This window comes from Cupriavidus sp. 22TCCZM01-5 (assembly GCF_057798915.1).
In genome coordinates this window covers 47,429-65,230 of sequence record NZ_JBYOJR010000017.1, presented here as the reverse complement: position 1 = coordinate 65,230, position 17,802 = coordinate 47,429, and the positions used below count along the sequence as shown (strand labels likewise).

General features: G+C 66.3%; 14 protein-coding genes. 5 read left to right on the top strand and 9 right to left on the bottom strand.

The window, feature by feature from the left end:
• Positions 1–122: 122 nt before the first annotated feature.
• Both AC3FNH_RS17270 and AC3FNH_RS17265 read right to left on the bottom strand, forming a co-directional pair.
• Positions 123–1,295, bottom strand: a complete 1,173-nt coding sequence (locus tag AC3FNH_RS17270; RefSeq protein WP_276098988.1) for an MFS transporter — start codon at positions 1,293–1,295, stop codon at positions 123–125.
• Positions 1,296–1,520: 225 nt separating this feature from the next.
• The gene (locus AC3FNH_RS17265; protein WP_276098987.1) at positions 1,521–2,546 is read right to left on the bottom strand and encodes a D-2-hydroxyacid dehydrogenase family protein; all 1,026 of its coding nucleotides are present in this window, start codon (positions 2,544–2,546) and stop codon (positions 1,521–1,523) included.
• 468 nt (positions 2,547–3,014) lie between these two features.
• Here AC3FNH_RS17265 and AC3FNH_RS17260 point away from each other — a divergent pair, with 468 nt between their 5' ends.
• Positions 3,015–4,871: a phosphoenolpyruvate carboxykinase (GTP) gene (locus AC3FNH_RS17260; RefSeq protein WP_488720935.1), complete on the top strand. Its 1,857-nt coding sequence runs from the start codon at positions 3,015–3,017 to the stop codon at positions 4,869–4,871.
• A gap of 102 nt (positions 4,872–4,973) precedes the next feature.
• Here AC3FNH_RS17260 and AC3FNH_RS17255 read toward each other — a convergent pair whose 3' ends face one another.
• Together AC3FNH_RS17255 and AC3FNH_RS17250 are read right to left on the bottom strand one after the other, a co-directional pair.
• A complete protein-coding gene (locus AC3FNH_RS17255) occupies positions 4,974–5,669 on the bottom strand; it encodes a response regulator (RefSeq protein ID WP_488720934.1) in 696 nt (231 codons plus the stop codon).
• Positions 5,666–7,072, bottom strand: a complete 1,407-nt coding sequence (locus AC3FNH_RS17250) for a cache domain-containing protein (protein WP_276098984.1) — start codon at positions 7,070–7,072, stop codon at positions 5,666–5,668. Before AC3FNH_RS17250 ends, AC3FNH_RS17255 begins: the two co-directional genes overlap by 4 nt.
• Positions 7,073–7,477: 405 nt before the next feature.
• Here AC3FNH_RS17250 and AC3FNH_RS17245 point away from each other — a divergent pair, with 405 nt between their 5' ends.
• The 3 genes from AC3FNH_RS17245 (at position 7,478) to AC3FNH_RS17235 (ending at position 10,423) form a co-directional block, all read left to right on the top strand.
• Complete coding sequence (locus AC3FNH_RS17245; RefSeq protein ID WP_488720933.1) at positions 7,478–9,550, top strand: carbon starvation CstA family protein; 2,073 nt, start codon at positions 7,478–7,480, stop codon at positions 9,548–9,550.
• A gap of 25 nt (positions 9,551–9,575) precedes the next feature.
• Positions 9,576–9,770 carry a YbdD/YjiX family protein gene (locus tag AC3FNH_RS17240; RefSeq protein WP_211946023.1) on the top strand — a complete coding sequence of 65 codons (195 nt, stop codon included), beginning with the start codon at positions 9,576–9,578 and terminating at the stop codon, positions 9,768–9,770.
• A gap of 203 nt (positions 9,771–9,973) precedes the next feature.
• Complete coding sequence (locus AC3FNH_RS17235; protein WP_488720932.1) at positions 9,974–10,423, top strand: hypothetical protein; 450 nt, start codon at positions 9,974–9,976, stop codon at positions 10,421–10,423.
• 259 nt (positions 10,424–10,682) lie between these two features.
• On the opposite strand, the gene AC3FNH_RS17230 is transcribed toward AC3FNH_RS17235, so the two are convergent.
• Positions 10,683–10,901, bottom strand: coding sequence for a hypothetical protein (locus AC3FNH_RS17230; protein WP_276098981.1), 219 nt, complete (start codon positions 10,899–10,901; stop codon positions 10,683–10,685).
• 187 nt (positions 10,902–11,088) lie between these two features.
• Here AC3FNH_RS17230 and AC3FNH_RS17225 point away from each other — a divergent pair, with 187 nt between their 5' ends.
• The gene (locus tag AC3FNH_RS17225; RefSeq protein WP_276098980.1) at positions 11,089–11,994 is read left to right on the top strand and encodes a LysR family transcriptional regulator; all 906 of its coding nucleotides are present in this window, start codon (positions 11,089–11,091) and stop codon (positions 11,992–11,994) included.
• Positions 11,995–12,069: 75 nt separating this feature from the next.
• Here AC3FNH_RS17225 and AC3FNH_RS17220 read toward each other — a convergent pair whose 3' ends face one another.
• From AC3FNH_RS17220 to AC3FNH_RS17205, 4 genes are all read right to left on the bottom strand, one after another.
• Positions 12,070–14,760, bottom strand: a complete 2,691-nt coding sequence (locus AC3FNH_RS17220) for a DNA topoisomerase III (protein ID WP_276098979.1) — start codon at positions 14,758–14,760, stop codon at positions 12,070–12,072.
• Positions 14,761–14,907: 147 nt separating this feature from the next.
• Positions 14,908–15,312, bottom strand: a complete 405-nt coding sequence (locus AC3FNH_RS17215) for a thioredoxin family protein (RefSeq protein ID WP_488720931.1) — start codon at positions 15,310–15,312, stop codon at positions 14,908–14,910.
• Positions 15,313–15,391: 79 nt separating this feature from the next.
• The gene (dprA, locus tag AC3FNH_RS17210) at positions 15,392–16,531 is read right to left on the bottom strand and encodes a DNA-processing protein DprA (protein ID WP_488720930.1); all 1,140 of its coding nucleotides are present in this window, start codon (positions 16,529–16,531) and stop codon (positions 15,392–15,394) included.
• Positions 16,528–17,697, bottom strand: coding sequence for a LysM peptidoglycan-binding domain-containing protein (locus AC3FNH_RS17205; protein WP_488720929.1), 1,170 nt, complete (start codon positions 17,695–17,697; stop codon positions 16,528–16,530). The genes dprA and AC3FNH_RS17205 overlap by 4 nt, the downstream gene beginning before the upstream one ends.
• Positions 17,698–17,802 lie beyond the last annotated feature (105 nt).

The following is a 17,802-nucleotide window of genomic DNA, read 5'->3' as shown; positions in this document are numbered from 1 at the left end:
CCGCTGCAGGAGTTGTGGATAACTCCGTGGATAACGCAGGGAACAGGTGGTGGACAGTGCGTTGGACAACACTGTGGAAAAGCTGTGGAACGAAACCCCGCTGAAGCGGGTCCGGGGTCCGCTCAGGCCTGTTGCGGTGCCGGCCGCGGCGGCCACTGGCAGCCAAGCGCCCGCGCGCGCTGCGAGATAACCAGGGCCGCCAGCATCAGCGCCGCGGCACCCCAGTGCAGCGAACCGGAGCCGGCCACGGTATAGATGGCCGCGCCGGCCATGGCGCCCAGCGCCTGGCCGAGGTAGATCGACGACGAGTTGAGCGAGATCGACACCGAGGCCCGGTCCGGCGCAATCATCACCAGCCGCGCCTGCTGCGCGCTATTGGTGGCAAACCCGCCCACGCCCCACAGCATGAACAGCAGCACCAGCGCCACGCTGTGCAGGCCCGCCAGCGGCCACAGCAGCAGCGCCGTAATCGACGTCAGCAGCGTGATCCGGACGATCCGGCTCGGCGAGATCCGGTCCATGCGCGAGGCCGCCATCGCATTGCCGAACACCCCGCAGGCGCCGTAGGCCAGGAACATCAGGCTCAGCGCGGCGCCGGTAATGCCGTGGACATCGCGCATCAGCGGCGCAATGTAGGTAAACATCGTGAACATGCCCGCCGACTGGATCATGGTGGTGGCCACCACGAGCAGGATCGGCCGGTGGCGCAGCACCGCGCCCCAGGCCTCGCGGCCCACGGCCGGCACGTAGAGCCCGCGCGGCAAGGCGCGCCAGACCGCCGCTGACACCAGCAGCGCCAGCACGCCCACGATCGCCATGCTGACGCGCCAGCCGAGCGTGCTCGCGATCCAGGTGCCCAGCGGCACGCCGACCACGCTGGCGATGCTCCAGCCCAGGAACACGAAGCTGATCGCGCGCCCGCGCGTCTGCGCATTGACCAGCAGCGGCAGGGTGGCAGCGGTCTGCGGAGTGTAGATGGCAGCACCGATCGCGGTCAGGAAGCGAATCACCATCAGCGTGGCGAAATTCGGCGCCAGCGCCGCGGCCAGGTGCATCACCGCGTAGACCAGCAGCGAACCGGCCAGCAGCAGGCGGCGGTCGATGCGCGAACCGAGCGTGGCGAATACCGGCGCCCCCACGCAGGTGGCCAGTGCAAATACCGAGATCAGCTGGCCGGCACTGGCCACGCCCAGGCCGAAATCGCCGGCAATGTCGTTCAACATGCCGGTCACGATCATCGCGCCGGTGCCAATGATGAAATTGCCGACGCAGAGCGTCACGAGCCTGGGGTCCATTCCGGCCTTGGTGGAAGGGTGGCGCGCTGGCGCCTTGTTATTGTCGGGATGTGCGGCGGGCCGTTGCGGCCCGCGCCTGGGGAAGTCCCGAGTGTAGCGGTTTCGCGAAATTCGCGTCCGCGGCGGCCGAAGCGGGGAGGTATCCGGCGTTGTCGAGCCGATTCTAGGCAGGCCCCCCTCTCCCGCGGAGTGGCAGAGGGACGCCAACCGTGGATGAAGGGCTCGTCAGCGCGACAGCGCCGGCGTCAAAGCCTTCGGGTTGACGATGCTGTCGTGCTGGCCGGCCAGCACATCGAGGATGTTCTGGAACGCGGTACGGAAGTACAGCTCATAGCTGTCGCGCTCCACATACCCCAGGTGCGGCGTGCAGATGCAGTTTTCCATGCGCAGCAGCGCGTGGCCCTGCAGGATCGGCTCGGACTCGAACACGTCCACCGCCGCCATGCCGGGACGGCCGCGGTTCAGCGCCGCGACCAGCGCGTTCTCTTCCAGCAGTTCGGCGCGGCTGGTATTGACGAACAGCGCCGTCGGCTTCATGCGGGTCAGGTCGGTCAGCTTGACGATGCCGCGCGTGTCGTCGTTCAGGCGCAGGTGCAGCGACAGCACATCGCTGTCGGCGAAAAACTGGTCTTTGGACTCCGCGACCGCCAGGCCATCGGCGCGCGCCGCTTCCTGCGATGCCTCGCGCCCCCAGACCAGCACGTTCATGCCGAAGGCCCGGCCATAGCCGGCCAGCAGCCGGCCGATCTTGCCGTAGCCCCAGATGCCCAGGGTCTGCCCGCGCAGCACCTGGCCCAGGCCGAAGTTGGGCGGCATGGTGGTCGACTTCAGGCCGGACTGCTGCCAGGCGCCGTGCTTGAGGCTCGCCACATACTGCGGAATGCGGCGCTGGGCTGCCATGATCAGCGCCCAGGTCAGCTCGGCCGGCGCAACCGGCGAGCCCACGCCCTCCAGCACCGCCACGCCGCGGTCGGTGCACGCCTCGACATCGATATGCGTGTCCGGCGCGACGCCGACGCGCCCGGTCTGGCTGATGATCTTCAGCTTGGGCAGCTTTTCGAGGAGCTGGCGCGTGATGCGCGTGCGTTCGCGGATCAGTACGACCGCCTCCACGTCCGACAGGCGCGCGGCCAGCTGGCCCACGCCCTTGACGGTGTTGTTGAACACCTTGACGTCGTGTCCTTCCAGCAGGCTGAAGCAGGGCAGCTTGCGCACGGCATCCTGGTAATCGTCGAGTACAGCAATCTTCATCGGAAACTCTTTTTGTCGGCTGGCCTGTGACCCGGGATGTGTGCTCGCGGCAACGGAACGCGCGCCGCAAGCGCTATTGTCGGCCATCCCGGCCCGGCACAATCCATGCGTCAATCCATGATTCGCAATGCTGCGCAGCAAAAAACAGCAGGGTGCAGCAGTGGTATCCTTGCCCGCTCCGGTGTCGCCAGGAATGGTCGGTTGAGCCTCGCTCCCGACACCCGGCGCCGTCGGACAAAGCCCGCCTGGCCCCGCGCGGGCGAAGCGCAACTTTAGCGCAGGCGCAGGGACTGCCGCGACCCTTTGCGTTGCCTGGGCCGCAGAGGAGTTGTAACGGGATGTGACGACCGGTGCGAGTCGCCGATGAGCGCCAACGAGGCGCGGCGACGAGCACCGGCCTGGCTGGCCTCAGGCCGGGCTTTGAAAAGATTTCCCCCTTCCTTCCCTTTACACATTTGGAGTTGCCGTATGAACCACCCCTCGATGCAAGGCACGGCCGCGTTGAACGTGCCGGCCTGGGTCAAGAACCAGAAGCTGGTGGCCTGGGTAGCCGAAATCGCCGCGCTGACCAAGCCGGAGCGGATTCACTGGTGCGACGGTTCGCAGGAAGAATATGACCGCCTCTGCGAGCAGATGGTCGCGGCCGGCACGCTCAAGCGCCTGAATCCGGCAAAACGCAAGAATTCCTACCTGGCCCTGTCCGATCCTTCCGACGTGGCGCGTGTCGAAGACCGCACCTTCATCTGCTCGGACAAGAAGGAAGACGCCGGCCCCACCAACAACTGGATCGCCCCGGCCGAGATGCGCCAGACGCTCAACGGCCTGTTCGACGGCTGCATGCGCGGCCGCTCGCTGTATGTGGTTCCGTTCTCGATGGGGCCGCTGGGTTCGCCGATCGCCCATATCGGCGTAGAACTGTCCGACTCCCCGTACGTGGCCGTCAATATGCGCATCATGACGCGCATGGGCAAGGCCGTGTATGACGTGCTGGGCACCGACGGCGACTTCGTGCCGTGCGTGCACACTGTCGGCAAGCCGCTCGCCGCCGGCGAGAAGGACGTGCCGTGGCCGTGCAACCCGACCAAGTACATCGTCCATTTCCCGCAAACGCGCGAGATCTGGTCGTTCGGCTCGGGCTATGGCGGCAACGCGCTGCTCGGCAAGAAGTGCTTTGCCCTGCGTATCGCGTCGACCATGGGCCGCGACGAGGGGTGGCTGGCCGAGCACATGCTGATCCTGGGCGTGACCTCGCCCGAGGGCAAGAAATACCACGTGGCCGCCGCATTCCCGTCGGCCTGCGGCAAGACCAACTTCGCGATGCTGATCCCACCCAAGGGCTTCGAAGGCTGGAAGGTCAACACCATTGGCGACGACATCGCGTGGATCAAGCCGGGCAAGGACGGCCGCCTGTACGCGATCAACCCGGAAGCCGGCTTCTTCGGCGTGGCCCCAGGTACCAGCGAGAAGACCAACTACAACGCGATGGCGACGCTGAAGGAGAACGTCATCTTCACCAACGTGGCGCTGACCGACGACGGCGACGTGTGGTGGGAAGGCATGACCAAGGAAGCGCCGGCGCACCTGATCGACTGGCAGGGCAAGGACTGGACCCCGGAAATCGCCAAGGCGAGCGGCGCCAAGGCGGCCCACCCGAACTCGCGCTTCACCGCGCCGGCTTCGCAGTGCCCGTCAATCGACGAGAACTGGGACAACCCGGCCGGCGTACCCATTGATGCGTTCATCTTCGGCGGCCGCCGCTCGACCACCGTGCCGCTGGTGACCGAAGCGCGCAACTGGACCGAAGGCGTCTACATGGCCGCGACCATGGGCTCCGAAACCACCGCCGCGGCCGCCGGCCAGCAAGGCGTGGTGCGCCGCGACCCGTTCGCCATGCTGCCGTTCTGCGGCTACAACATGAGCGACTACTTCGGCCACTGGCTCGACCTGGGCAAGAAGCTGGAAGCCGCCGGCGCCAAGCTGCCGAAGATCTACTGCGTGAACTGGTTCCGCAAGGACGCCGACGGCAGCTTCGTGTGGCCGGGCTTCGGCGAGAACATGCGCGTGCTGTCGTGGATGATCGACCGCGTCGAAGGCAAGGGGCAGGGCGCCGAGCACGTGTTCGGCACCAGCCCGCGCTATGAAGACCTGAACTGGAATGGCGTGGACTTCTCGCCGGCGCAGTTCGCGCAGGTCACGTCGATCGACGCCGACGCCTGGAAGCAGGAGCTGGTGCTGCACGACGAGCTGTTCACGCAGCTCAAGCACAACCTGCCGCAGGCGCTGGCCGAAGCGCGCTCGGCACTGGGCAAGCGCCTGGAAGGGTAAGCACCCGGCCAGCCCAGGGCACTCCCTCTCCCGCAGCGGGAGAGGGCCCGGGAGCGTGGCGAGTCGCCGAGTCAGCCTGTGGATACTGCGGATAACTTCCGGTTATCCCGCCTCGCCCTCTCCCCCCGACTGCTCCACCGCGTACTTCACCAACCCCGCCCGGCCCTCGATGCCCAGCTTGCGCTTGAGGTTGAGCCGGTGGGTCTCTACCGTGCGCACCGACACACCGAGCCGCGCGGCAATCTCCTTGTTCGCCATGCCCTCGCCGATGCAGCCAAGGATGTCACGCTCGCGCCGGGTCAGGGCGTCCAGCGGATCCGCTGCGGGCGCCTGTTCAGCCATGCCGCGCGCGATACGCGCGCTATAGAACACGCGTCCGGCCAGCACGGCCTGGATGGCGGCCATCAGTTCGTCCGCCGGCGCATCCTTGAGCACATAGCCACGCGCGCCGGCACGCACGGCCTGGCGCGCGTATTCCAGGTTGTCGTGCATGCTCACCACCAGCACGGCGATTTCCGGGTACTGCTCGTGCAGCGCGGCGGTCAGGGCAATGCCGCCCATGCCGCGCATGCCGATGTCAGTGATGACCAGGTCCGGGCGCTCCGGCTCGCCGGCACGATCCAGCCAGGCCAGCGCCGCCTCGCCGCCATCGGCCTCGCCCACGACGCGCAGGCCGGGTTGCAGCGCCAGGTGCATGCGCATGCCATCCCGAACCAGCGCATGGTCGTCGATCAGCAGCACGCGCGCGGGCGCGGCAACGGGTTCCGCCATGTCGGCCGGGTCAGAAATATGGGTCATGACTGCGAAGAATCCGCGGGGAGGGGAGCGGTGGGCCGGGCCGGCAATTTCGCGAGCGGCAGGACCGCCTGCAGTTCGGTGCCGCCAATGCCCGAAACTATGCCGAACTGACCGCCCAGCGCCGCGATGCGCTCGCGCAGGTTGCGCAGGCCGATGCCGCGCCGCGGATCGACCTGCATGCGGGCCACGTCAAAACCGCAGCCGTCGTCGCGCACTGTCAGGCGCGTCGCGTCCGGATCGAATGCCAGCGCCACGGTCACTTTGCGGGCGCCGGCATGGCGTTCGACATTGGTCAGCGCTTCCTGCACGATCCGGTACAGCGCGGTGGCCTGCTCGTCGGGCAGCTCACGCGGCGTGCCGGCCTGGGCCACGCTGATCTGCAGCTGGCTGCCGGCCTGCATCTCGCGCGCCAGGTGCTGCAGGGCGGCAAAGATGCCGAGATCATCGAGCAGCGCGGGGCGCAGGTTGCGTGCCACGCGCCGTACCTCGTTGAACACCGTGTCGAGCCGGTTCAGCGCCATGCCGAGCACCGGCGCCACCGCCGCGCCTTCCGCCGGCGCCAGGCGCAGCCGGTTGGCAGCCGCTTCCAGCACCAGCTTGACCGACACCAGCAACTGGCTGATGCCGTCATGGAGTTCGCGCGACAGCCGCGCGCGTTCCTCTTCCTGGGACTGCACCACGCGCTGGGCGAGCTGGCGCAGCTTGGCATCGGCCTCGCGGTGCTCGCTGATATTGAGAGCCAGGCCGCTGGCCGCTACCAGCAGGATGCTGACCGCGGCGATCACGCCGATCCACGCCATGGTCTCGCGGATATCGGTCGCGGCGCGCGCGTCGAGCTGGCGCAGCGTGCTTTCCACATCGTCCAGGTAGATGCCGGTGCCGAGCATCCAGCCCCATTCCGGCACGGCCACGACGTAGCCGAGCTTGGGCGCGAGCTGCTGCGACGACGGCTTTTTCCACAGGTAGCGCACCGAGCCGCCCCCCGCCTTCGCCGCCGCGATCAGCTTCTGGATGGTTAGGGCGCCCTGCGGATCGCGCAGCGTCCACAAGTCCTGCCCGACCAGTTCCGGCTGGCGTGGGTGCATCAGGTTGCGGCCCTGCAAGTCATACAGGAAGAAATAGCCATCGGGCCCGTAGTCGAGCCGCGCCAGCGCGTCCATGGCGGCCTGGCGCGTGGCGGCGTCGGTGCGGCCCGAACGCACCATCGGCGCGATCGCGCTTTGCGCCAGTTCTACGTAATGGCGCAGTTCGGTTTCCTTGCTCTGGAGATAGGCGGACTCGACCAGCGTACGCTCGTGCTGGGCCAGCTGCGTCGCCTGGAAACGCACGGCAAGCGCGATGCCCAGCATGGCCACCGCCAGCGGCGCCACGGCGAGCAACAGGATCTTCTGGCGGAGTTTCATACATGAACCGGACGACCGGGGGTAAACACCGATGCCGCGCAGGCGGCATGCCACCGTCGATCTGCGTAGTACTACGCAGAAGTGCTGCGTAGTTACGCGCTTGTGCGGGGTATGGCGGGTGTCAATACTACACGCCGGACGCGAGAACTGCCCCAGCAGGGCGCACGCGGCCACGCAGCTGGTGCATCGCCTACCCGGATGGTGCATCGCCTGCCTGCCAGACGAGATCCGGAAACGACACGAACCGGGCGAGCAGCAGCCAGATCCCAGGAGACGCCTTCACCGCCGGATTGCCCCGCTGCCCGCCTCAGGCGCGCGCCCACCGCCGCGCCGCCGGGACCCTGCCAGTTACCAGTCCTTCGCCGCCGCAGGCTATCGAAATCCCGGTCTGAGGAGACCTTCACTATGAATCGCATCGGAGAACACCTGGTGTGGCTGGCCGTCGCCGTCCTCGGCGCCTTTGCCTTCGCCACGGTCGCGCTGTCGCGCGGCGAGGCTGTCAGTGCGCTGTGGATCGTGGTTGCCGCGCTCTGCATCTACCTGATCGCCTACCGCTACTACAGCCGCTTCATCGCCGACAAGGTGATGCAGCTCGACCCGAAACGCATGACCCCGGCCTGGCGCCACAACGACGGCCTGGACTACGTGCCGACCAACAAGGCGGTACTGTTCGGCCACCACTTCGCCGCCATTGCCGGCGCCGGCCCGCTGGTCGGCCCCGTGCTGGCCGCGCAGATGGGGTATATGCCGGGCATGCTGTGGATCCTGGCCGGCGTGGTGTTCGCCGGTGCGGTGCAGGACTTCATGGTGCTGTTCATTTCCACGCGCCGCGACGGCCGCTCGCTGGGCGACCTGGTCAAGTCCGAGATGGGCACGGTGCCGGGCATGATCGCGCTGTTCGGCTGCTTCATGATCATGATCATCATCCTGGCGGTGCTGGCGCTGATCGTGGTGAAGGCGCTGGCCGGCTCGCCGTGGGGGACGTTCACGGTGGCGGTGACCATCCCCATCGCGCTGTTCATGGGCATCTACACGCGCTACATCCGCCCGGGCCGCATCGGCGAGGTGTCGGTGATCGGCTTCGTGCTGCTGATGCTCGCCATCATCGGCGGCCAGTACGTGCATGAAAGCGCCGTGCTGGCGCCGCTGTTCACGTATGACGGCAAGGCGCTGACCTGGATGCTGATCATCTACGGCTTCATCGCTGCCGTGCTGCCGGTGTGGCTGCTGCTGGCCCCGCGCGACTACCTGTCGACCTTCCTGAAGATCGGCACCATCATCGCGCTGGCCATCGGCATCCTGATCGTCGCGCCGGAACTCAAGATGCCGGCCTTCACGCAGTTCGCCAAGGGTGGCGGACCGGTGTGGTCGGGCAACCTGTTCCCGTTCCTCTTCATCACCATTGCCTGCGGCGCGGTGTCGGGCTTCCACGCGCTGATCTCGTCGGGCACCACGCCCAAGCTGCTGGAGAATGAAAGCCACGCGCGCTTCATCGGCTATGGTGCGATGCTGGCCGAGTCCTTCGTCGCCATCATGGCGCTGGTGGCCGCCTCGGTGATCGAGCCGGGCGTCTACTTCGCGATGAACAGCCCGAGCGCCGTGATCGGCACCTCGCCGGAAGCCGTGGCGCAGGCCGTGTCGACCTGGGGCTTCGTAATCACCCCTGACGTGCTGATCCAGACCGCCAAGAACGTTGGCGAGAACACCATCATCTCGCGCGCCGGCGGCGCGCCGACGCTGGCCGTGGGCATCGCCCACATCCTGCACCAGGTGGTGGGCGGCCAGGCCATGATGGCCTTCTGGTACCACTTCGCGATCCTGTTCGAGGCGCTGTTCATCCTGACCGCCGTCGACGCGGGCACCCGCGCCGGCCGCTTCATGCTGCAGGACCTGCTGGGCAGCTTCGTGCCGAGCATGCGCCGCACCGACTCACTGCCGGCCAACCTGATCGCCACCGCGCTGACCGTGACGGCCTGGGGCTACTTCCTGTACCAGGGCGTGGTCGATCCGCTGGGCGGCATCAACACGCTGTGGCCGCTGTTCGGCATCTCCAACCAGATGCTGGCCGCCGTGGCGCTGGTGCTCGGCACCTGTGTGCTGGTCAAGATGAAGCGCGGCCAGTACGCCTGGGTGACGCTGCTGCCGACCGTCTGGCTGCTGATCTGCACGCTGACCGCCGGCTGGCAAAAGCTGTTCGATGCCGATCCGAAGGTCAGCTTCCTGACCCACGCCGGCAAGTTCAGCGCCGCCATCGCCGAAGGCAAGGTGCTGGCCCCGGCCAAGAGCATGGAGCAGATGCACCGCATCGTCTTCAATGACTACCTGGACGCCGGCCTGTGCGCGCTGTTCATGTTCGTGGTGCTGTCGATCGTGGTCTACGGTTTCAAGACCGCGATGCAGGCGCGCACCGCGAGCCGTCCGACCGACAGGGAAACGCCGTTCGAGCCGCTGCCGGCGGCCGCCTCGGCACAATCCTGATCCGCTCAAGCAGAAGGAGCCCGCCATGCTGGAACAACTGGGAACGATGGGACGCTATCTCGGGCAGTCGCTGCGGCTGATGGTTGGCCTGCCCGACTACCAGACCTATGTGGCCCACATGGAAAGCACCCACCCGGATCGCGCGCCAATGACCTACGAGGAATTCTTCCGCGAACGCCAGGAAGCGCGCTATGGCGGCGGACAGGGCAAGTGCTGCTAAAACGTACCGGCCGGCATTGACAGCACGGGCAACCTTCGGGTTGCCCGTTTTCATTCCAGGCGCCGAAATCGCCACCGTTGCCTTATGTTGTCGCACGAATCAGACGTTTCAGCAGCGAGTTACATGGCTTTACACGTGGTTACAGCAAGGCCGGGGCTCGTTCTCTACACTTGCGGCACAACATGGCAAAGAAAGGAAACGATATGTCTCGCCATCCCGTTCGCAACATGACCCTGGCTATCGCCCTGGCGGCATCCGCGCTGCCGGCATTCGCGAGCGACATGAACAATGCCCTTGGCGGCGCCCTCGGCGGCGTCGCAGGGGCGGCTGTAGGCGGCGCACTGGGCGGCAGCACCGGTGCCGTAATCGGCGGTGCCGTCGGCGGCGGTGCGGGTGGGGCGGTGACGTCCAACCGACGCGAGCGCACGGGTGCCATCATTGGCGGTGCGCTGGGCGGTGGTGCAGGCACGGCGGCGGGCAACGCCATGGGCGGCCGCGCGGGCGGCCTTGTTGGTGCGGCCGTGGGCGGTGGCGCGGGCGCGGCGCTGGGCGGAAATGTCTCGCGCAGCAACTCGTATGAAAATGACCGCCACTACTATGGCGATAGCCACTACAAGTACAAGAAGCACAAGCACCACCATCACGACGACTGAGCCGACGCTCAGCCGGGCAGGATGCAGGAACGGGCCGCGCTGGCCCGTTTTTCTTTGCACGCTCAGGCATAATGCCTGGCAACAGATACTGGTTTGATCGGGCGCAGAAACAAAGAAGCCCGCAACCAGTGCGGGCTTCTTCTCCAATAAATACGGAGAGGTCTATCAGACGCTCTCCAAACGACCTGTGGAGACCAGGTTGATACAGAAGGGGCCGCATAGGGGAGAAACGGCCCCGGACCGCACTTGCAGTCCCTGCTTACAGGGGCATGCGGTCGGACGACAGATCGTACTTGGCGCCGTCGCTGTAGGTGTCGAATTTGCCAGACTTGGCGCCGTCGCTATAGACGTCGTACTTGGCGGCCTTGGCGCCATCGCTGTAGACATCGTACTTGCCGGCCTTGGCAAATGCCGGTGCAGCGGACAGGGCTGCGGCGAGGGTGGCAATAGCGATCAGGGTATGACGGGTAGTTTTCATGGCTCAGTATTTCTTCAACTGGTGCCGTCCGGGCAGTCTGACTTGCTGCATTGCGGCATCCGATGGCTAGATATTAGGCGTTTCCCTGATATCAATAAATACTGCTTGCCACAATGATTAGTTTTGATTCCAACAATAAAGTGGCCTGAACGAGGAAAAATTCAGGGAGCCGACGGGAGACTATGTCATGGATCGCCTGCAATCGATGCGCGTCTTCGCCAAAGTGGTAGAGCTGGGGAGTTTTGCTCGTGCAGCGCAGCAGTTGGAGATGTCCAATGCGGTCGTCACGCGTTATGTCGCAGACCTGGAGAGCCACCTCGGCACGCGGCTGCTGAACCGGACGACCCGCAGCCTGTCCCTGACCGACGCCGGGGAAACCTATCTGCAACGCTGCCAGCAGATCCTCGAAGACGTGGAAGAAGCCGAGGGCGTAGTGACGGCGCGAAGTCAGTCACTATCGGGAACACTGCGCCTGGTGACACCCGTGATGTTCGGCCTGCACCTGCTACCCAACCTGATGTCCCGGTTCCAGCAGCTCTACCCCGACGTGGTGTTCGACGTATTGCTGTCCGATCGCAACGTGGACATTGTGGAAGAGGGCCGCGACGTCGCGGTCATGCTCTCTGATCTGGGACTGGGCTCGCATCTGGTGGCCCGGCCGCTGATTTCCGCGGAGATTGTGCTGTGTGCATCACCAGATTACGTCCGCATGCACACGCCGCTGCGCCATGCGCACGAGCTGACCAACCACCGCTGCATCGCTATGCGGCTACCCAACGTGGAACACGAGTGGACGCTGCTGGGACCGGAAGGCGAAGTGACAGTGCCGATCCGCCCGGGGCTGCTGTGCAGCAATGCCGAACTTGCGCACCAGGCCGCGCTCGCCAATATGGGGGTGGCGATGCTCTCGTCGTACCTGGCCAGGCCTGGGATCGAAGCCGGCCACCTCGTGCATGTCCTGCCGCAGTACCAGCTGCCACGGCGCGATGTCAGCGTGGTCTACCCGAGCCGCAAATTCCTGCCGACCAAGGTCCGGGCGTTCATTGACTTCCTGCTGGAAGAGGGCGTCCGGAACCGGGACCAGGTTTCATAAGGCAGGCAGGAAGAGGCAGGCGCTGACGCGCCGCCGCCTCTTGCCGCTTGTCCGCCTCCTTGTCCGCCTAAGCGCTCATTCCTCGGCTTCGACCGTGGCCTTGCCCGCGGCGCGGGTCTTCTTGGCCGCGACCGTCTTGGCGGGTGCCTTCTTGGCCGCGGTCTTGGTGGCTGTCGCCTTGGTGGCGGTCTTCGTCGCCGCGGCCTTCTTCGCCGGTGCCTTGGCCGGAGCCGCCTCAGCCTCATCCGCCTTGGCGGCCGCGCGCGACGCGGTCTTGGCTGGCGCCTTGGCGCCGGCCTTGGGCTCGCGTGCCTCGAACTCGAAGCCGATCTTGCCGTCCGCCTGCCTTACCAGGAAGGCCTTGAAGTTGCGGCCCGTGCGCGACGACTTGAAACCCGTCAGCAGATCGGTGCGGCCCTCGTTCAGCAGCTTGCCGACCTGCTCGCGGCTGATCTCCTGCTGCAGGATGATCTTGCCGGTGGTGAAGTCGCAGCTCTTCGGGCTGGCCACGCTGTTCTCGCACACGTACTTCATGCCGTGCTCGAACACCGCGCCACTGCACTTCGGGCAGGTGCCGACCGGCTCCTGGCCACTGAAATCGACCGGTTCGCCGTCGCCCTCTTCATCGTTCTGGCCGAAATCGAATTCCATCTTGTAATGGCCTTCGTCGTCCTTGGCGATCTTGAGGATGGCGGCAAATGGCCGGCCCATCTTGCTGCGGAAACCTTGCAGCGGGCCGATTTCCTTCTTCAGCAGCAGTTCCTCGACCTCGTCGATCTCGAACTGGCGGCCACCCGGGATCTTGCTGATCGAGAATTCGCACGCGGTGCAGGCAAAGCGGCGGTAATTCTCCTTCACCTGGCCGCCGCACTGCGGGCACGGCGTGTCCAGCGTGGCGTAGTCGCCCGGGATGGTGTCGCTGTCGTATTCCTTGGCGCGCTTGACGATCTGCTGCGTCATCTGCGCGATCTCGAGCATGAACTCGTCGCGCTTCAGGCGGCCGCGCTCGATCTGCGAAAGCTTGTGCTCCCACTCGCCGGTCAGCTCGGCCTGCGTCAGTTCCTGCACGCCCAGCCCGCGCAGCAGCGTCATCAGCTGGAACGCCTTGGCGGTCGGGATCAACTCGCGGCCTTCGCGCACCAGGTACTTCTCGGTCAGCAAGCCTTCGATGATGGCCGCGCGCGTGGCCGGCGTGCCCAGGCCCTTGCCGGCCATGGCTTCGCGCAGCGCGTCGTCGTCCACGAGCTTGCCGGCGCCTTCCATGGCGGACAGCAGCGTGGCTTCGTTGTAGCGCGCGGGCGGCTTGGTGGTCAGGCCGACGCTGTCGACCTTGTCGGTCTTGACCTTCTCGTCCTTGGCCACCGGCACCAGGTTGGCGGCGTCCTTGTCGCCCTGCGCCTCGCGGCCGTAGATCACCAGCCAGCCCGGATTGACCAGCACCTTGCCTTCGGTCTTGAAGTGGTGGCCGGCAACCTCCGTGATCCGGGTCGTGACCTGGAACTCGGCGGCCGGGAAGAACACCGCCAGGAAGCGGCGCACCACCAGGTCGTACAGCTTCTGCTCCGGCTCCGACAGGTTCTTGGGCGCCTGCAGCGTCGGGATGATGGCGAAGTGGTCGCTGATCTTGCTGTTGTCGAAGATCTTCTTGTTCGGCTTGACCCAGCCCTGCGCCAGGATCTTCTTCGCGTGCGGCAGGTAGTTGGGCGAGCTGTCGGCGAGCATGGTCATGGTCTGCTTGACCGTTTCCATGTAGTCCTCGGGCAGCGCGCGCGCATCGGTACGCGGGTAGGTCAGGACCTTGTGCTTTTCATACAGGGCCTGCGCCAGGCCGAGCGTGTTCTTGGCCGAGAAGCCGAAGCGCGAGTTGGCCTCGCGCTGCAGCGTGGTCAGGTCAAAGAGCGCCGGCGACTGCTGCGTCGACGGCTTCGATTCTTCGGTGACAGTGCCGGGCTTGTCGCGGCACGCGGCGACGATGCTCTTGGCCTCGGCCTCGCTCCACAGGCGCGAGTCGCGCGCCTCGGGATCGAACTCGTTCTTCTTGAACTTGGGATCGAACCAGCGGCCTTCGTACAGGCCAGCGGCGGCGATGAACTCGGCGTGCACTTCCCAGTAGTCGCGCGGCACGAAGTGCTTGATCTTCTCCTCGCGCTCGACCACGATCGACAGCGTCGGCGTCTGGACGCGGCCGACGGTGGTCAGGAAGAAGCCGCCGCCCTTGCTGTTGAAGGCGGTCATGGCACGCGTGCCATTGATGCCGACCAGCCAGTCGGCCTCGGAGCGGCAGCGCGCGGCATCGGCCAGCGGCAGCATGTCTTCGTCGGCACGCAGGCTGGCGAAACCGTCGCGGATGGCCTGCGGCGTCATCGACTGCAGCCACAGGCGGCGGATCGGCTGCTTGGCCTTGGCTTGCTGCGCGATCAGGCGGAAGATCAGTTCCCCCTCGCGCCCCGCGTCACAGGCGTTGATCAGGCCGGTGACGTCCTTGCGCTTGATCAGCCGGTTGAGCACCTTCAGCCGCGACTCGGTCTTGGCGATCGGGCGCAGGTCGAAGTGCGGCGGGATCACGGGCAGGTTGGCGAAGCTCCACTTGCCTCGCTTGACCTCGTATTCGTCGGGCGCGGCAATCTCGACCAGGTGACCCACGGCAGACGACAGCACGAAGTCGTCACTTTCAAAGTACTCGTCGTGCTTGGTAAAGCCCCCGAGGGCACGGGCGATATCGGCCGCGACCGATGGCTTTTCCGCGATGATGAGGGCTTTTGACATTGAACGGGTCCTTGCGGGTTGCTTCCGGCAACGCGCGTTTTGCACTGCAATATAAGTAGACATCGCCCCCGGAGGGCTTTGAGGCGCCAATCATAAGCGCGGTTTCGACGGCGGTGCAAGCCAGCCGCAGCGGCGGGAAATCCGCCGTTACGCCGCGCGCCGCCCCCCGGCAAGCAACCACTCCAGCACTTCCGGTACATCCTCCTGCGCACCAGGCATGGTCGTGCCCCGGGCGAGCATCCGTTCCAGTACCTCGATGTGCGGCAGCAGCGTGCCATAGAACTGCGTCGGCCCCCCCGCCACCGGCTGGACCAGCAGCGTGGGGAAATTCTCAATATCGATGTCGCCAAGCTGGTCCGCGTGCGTTTCGATGTCGATCCACACATAGCAGTCCTCCGGGTGGCGCGCGGCCAGCGCGGAAAACGCCTTCAGGTAGTCCCGGCATGTCCCGCACCATTGCGCGCACAGGCAAGCGACCAGCCGTCCTTGTGGATGGGCGGACAGTGCTGCGCCGATGGCGGCAACGTCACGTTCTGGAAAGTAAACGGTCATGACGGTTCAAACATGAGCCTATTCAGGCACCGTAGATTGGCGATTGTATCGGCAATGGGTCCGGGGCCACTGGCGAAGTCTAGGACAGACTGCGGAAGAGGTTCCCCGGTAGACGTTCCGCGCGGCCTTCCAGTTCCAGTTCGAGCAGCCGCGTAGCCAACGCCTCCGGAGCCAGACCGCTGCGCTCGCACAGCGTGTCGAGCGTGACGGGATCGTGTGTCAGGATGGCCAGCAGCGGATCCTGCGGCGCCTTGGACGTCGTCTGCGCCGAATCCGTCACCTTCCCCGGCCGGACCGACAGGCCGAATTCTTCCATCACGTCCTCTGGCGATTCGACCAGCTTGGCCCCCTGCCGGATCAGAAAGTGGCACCCGCCCGAAAGCGGCGCGTGGATGGAGCCCGGAATGGCAAAGACCTCGCGCCCCAGGTCCGCCGCGAGCCGGGCGGTAATCAGCGAGCCGGACCGGGCCGCGGCCTCCACCACCAGCACGCCGCGCGCCAATGCCGCGATCAGGCGGTTGCGCCGCGGGAAATTGTCCTTGAACCCCTGCATGCCCAGCGGGAACTCGCTGACGATGGCGCCGTGTTCGGCGATGCGATGCGCCAGTTCCAGGTGGCGGGCAGGGTAGACCCGGTCGGCCCCGGTGCCGATCACTGCGATCGTGCCGCCTGCGCCCCCCAGCCCGCCCTCATGGGCCGCCGCATCCACGCCCAGCGCGAGCCCCGAGACCACCGTCTGGCCCGCCTGCGAGAAAGCCCTGCCGAATGCTTCGGCATCGGCCTTGCCCTGCGCCGTGGCTCCGCGCGCGCCGACGATGGCAAGCGCCGGCCGCGCCAGTGCGGCGAGGTCGCCCTTGATATATAGGAGCGGCGGGGGATCCGACAGGTCGAGCAGCCGCACCGGGTAGCGCGGATCGACCAGCGTCAGCAGATGGTTGCCGGGCTGCCCGAGCCACGCCATGGTTTTGGCCAGCGCCTGGCTCAGGGTGGCTCCGGGCGCAGCCAGGATGGCAGCCGCGAGCTTGCGCGGCACGACCGACGACAGTGCTTCCACGCTTTGCGCGAACACTTGCTGCGGCAAGCCGAATGCCGCCAGCAACAGGCGCACCGTCACCGGGCCGATGCCCGGCGCACTCGCCAGGCGCAGCCACGCCAGCGTGTCATCCGCGCCCCGTGCCACATCCGGCCATGCGGCGGCCGGCGCCGGGCCGGCGGTCAACGCGGGGAAATGGCGCGATCGCCGACCTCGATCACGTTCGAGGCGTCGGTCACCAGCGCATACGACACGCCCTGGAACACCCGGAACACGAAGGCCAGCCCGTAGCGCTCGTCAGGCAGCACAATATTGCGATTGCCGTCGGTCCGGTCATTCACGACGTCTCCGGTGCGAGAAAGCGCCAGCACATGGCCCGGCTCCAACCCGACATTGGTGCCGACATTGAGCACCACGACCTGCTTGGCGCCGCCGTATTGCACGCCGCCGTAGACCTTGGCGACACGGCCGTCGATCTGCGTTTCCGGCGCGCGCGGCACATAGCGCACGGCCTCGCGCGTCGGCTGGGGCAGCAGCATCGTGCCCACGCCCATTTCCTGCTGGGCCTGCGTCACGCGCAGCGTGGATACCGCGTCGGGACCACCGGCTTCGCGGGTCAGGCGCACATTGCCTTCATACTCGGCCTCATACCCGAGCACCTGCCCGGTGACCGGGTCGTGGACCGGCGTGACCGGCCGGAAGGCCTGCCAGTCGCTGCCAACCGCCGCCGCCTCCGGCGCGATACCGCGCGCGTAGGCGGTATCGCCGCGGCCCAGGTAGACGTGCGACTCGGGCACGGCGACGATACGGGCCGACGTTGCCAGCGTACCCTGGTCCACCACCAGCGGACGGATCAGGAACGGCTCGATGTCCTTGGCCGAAATACTGAGAATGGCGGCGCCCTCGGCGTCGCCGCGCACGTGCGGCGTCAGCTTGACGGTATCGCCGGCGCCCGGCGTGGTCGACAGCCAGGCCCGTCCATCGCGCTGGATCAGGTACAGGACCTGGCCGGGATAGATAAGATGCGGATTGTGGATCTGCTGCCGGTTCATGCCCCACAGCTCCGGCCAGCGCCACGGCTGGCGCAGGTACTGGCCCGAGATGCCCCACAATGTGTCGCCCTTGCGCACCGTGTACTGCGACGGCGCATTGGGCGCGAGCTCCGAGGCGGGAATCCCTTGCTGCGCCACACGCTGGGCTTCGGCATGCTGGGCGGGTGAAACGGTGAGGTCCGCCGCCAAGGCTGGAACACTTGCCGCAGCAGTGATGCCAACGGCACTCAGCACAGCAAGGGTGAACGCATGCAGCCTGCGGCCCGACGCCGCCTGGTGTTCTTTGGTAAGATCGCGCATTTTCGTGAACCGGCTGGCAGAACAGCCGGATTGACCCTGGAGAGCGTGCCTGCTGCGGCGCGCCTTGAATTTTTGTACTAGCGCCCCGATTCTGCATGTAATCCC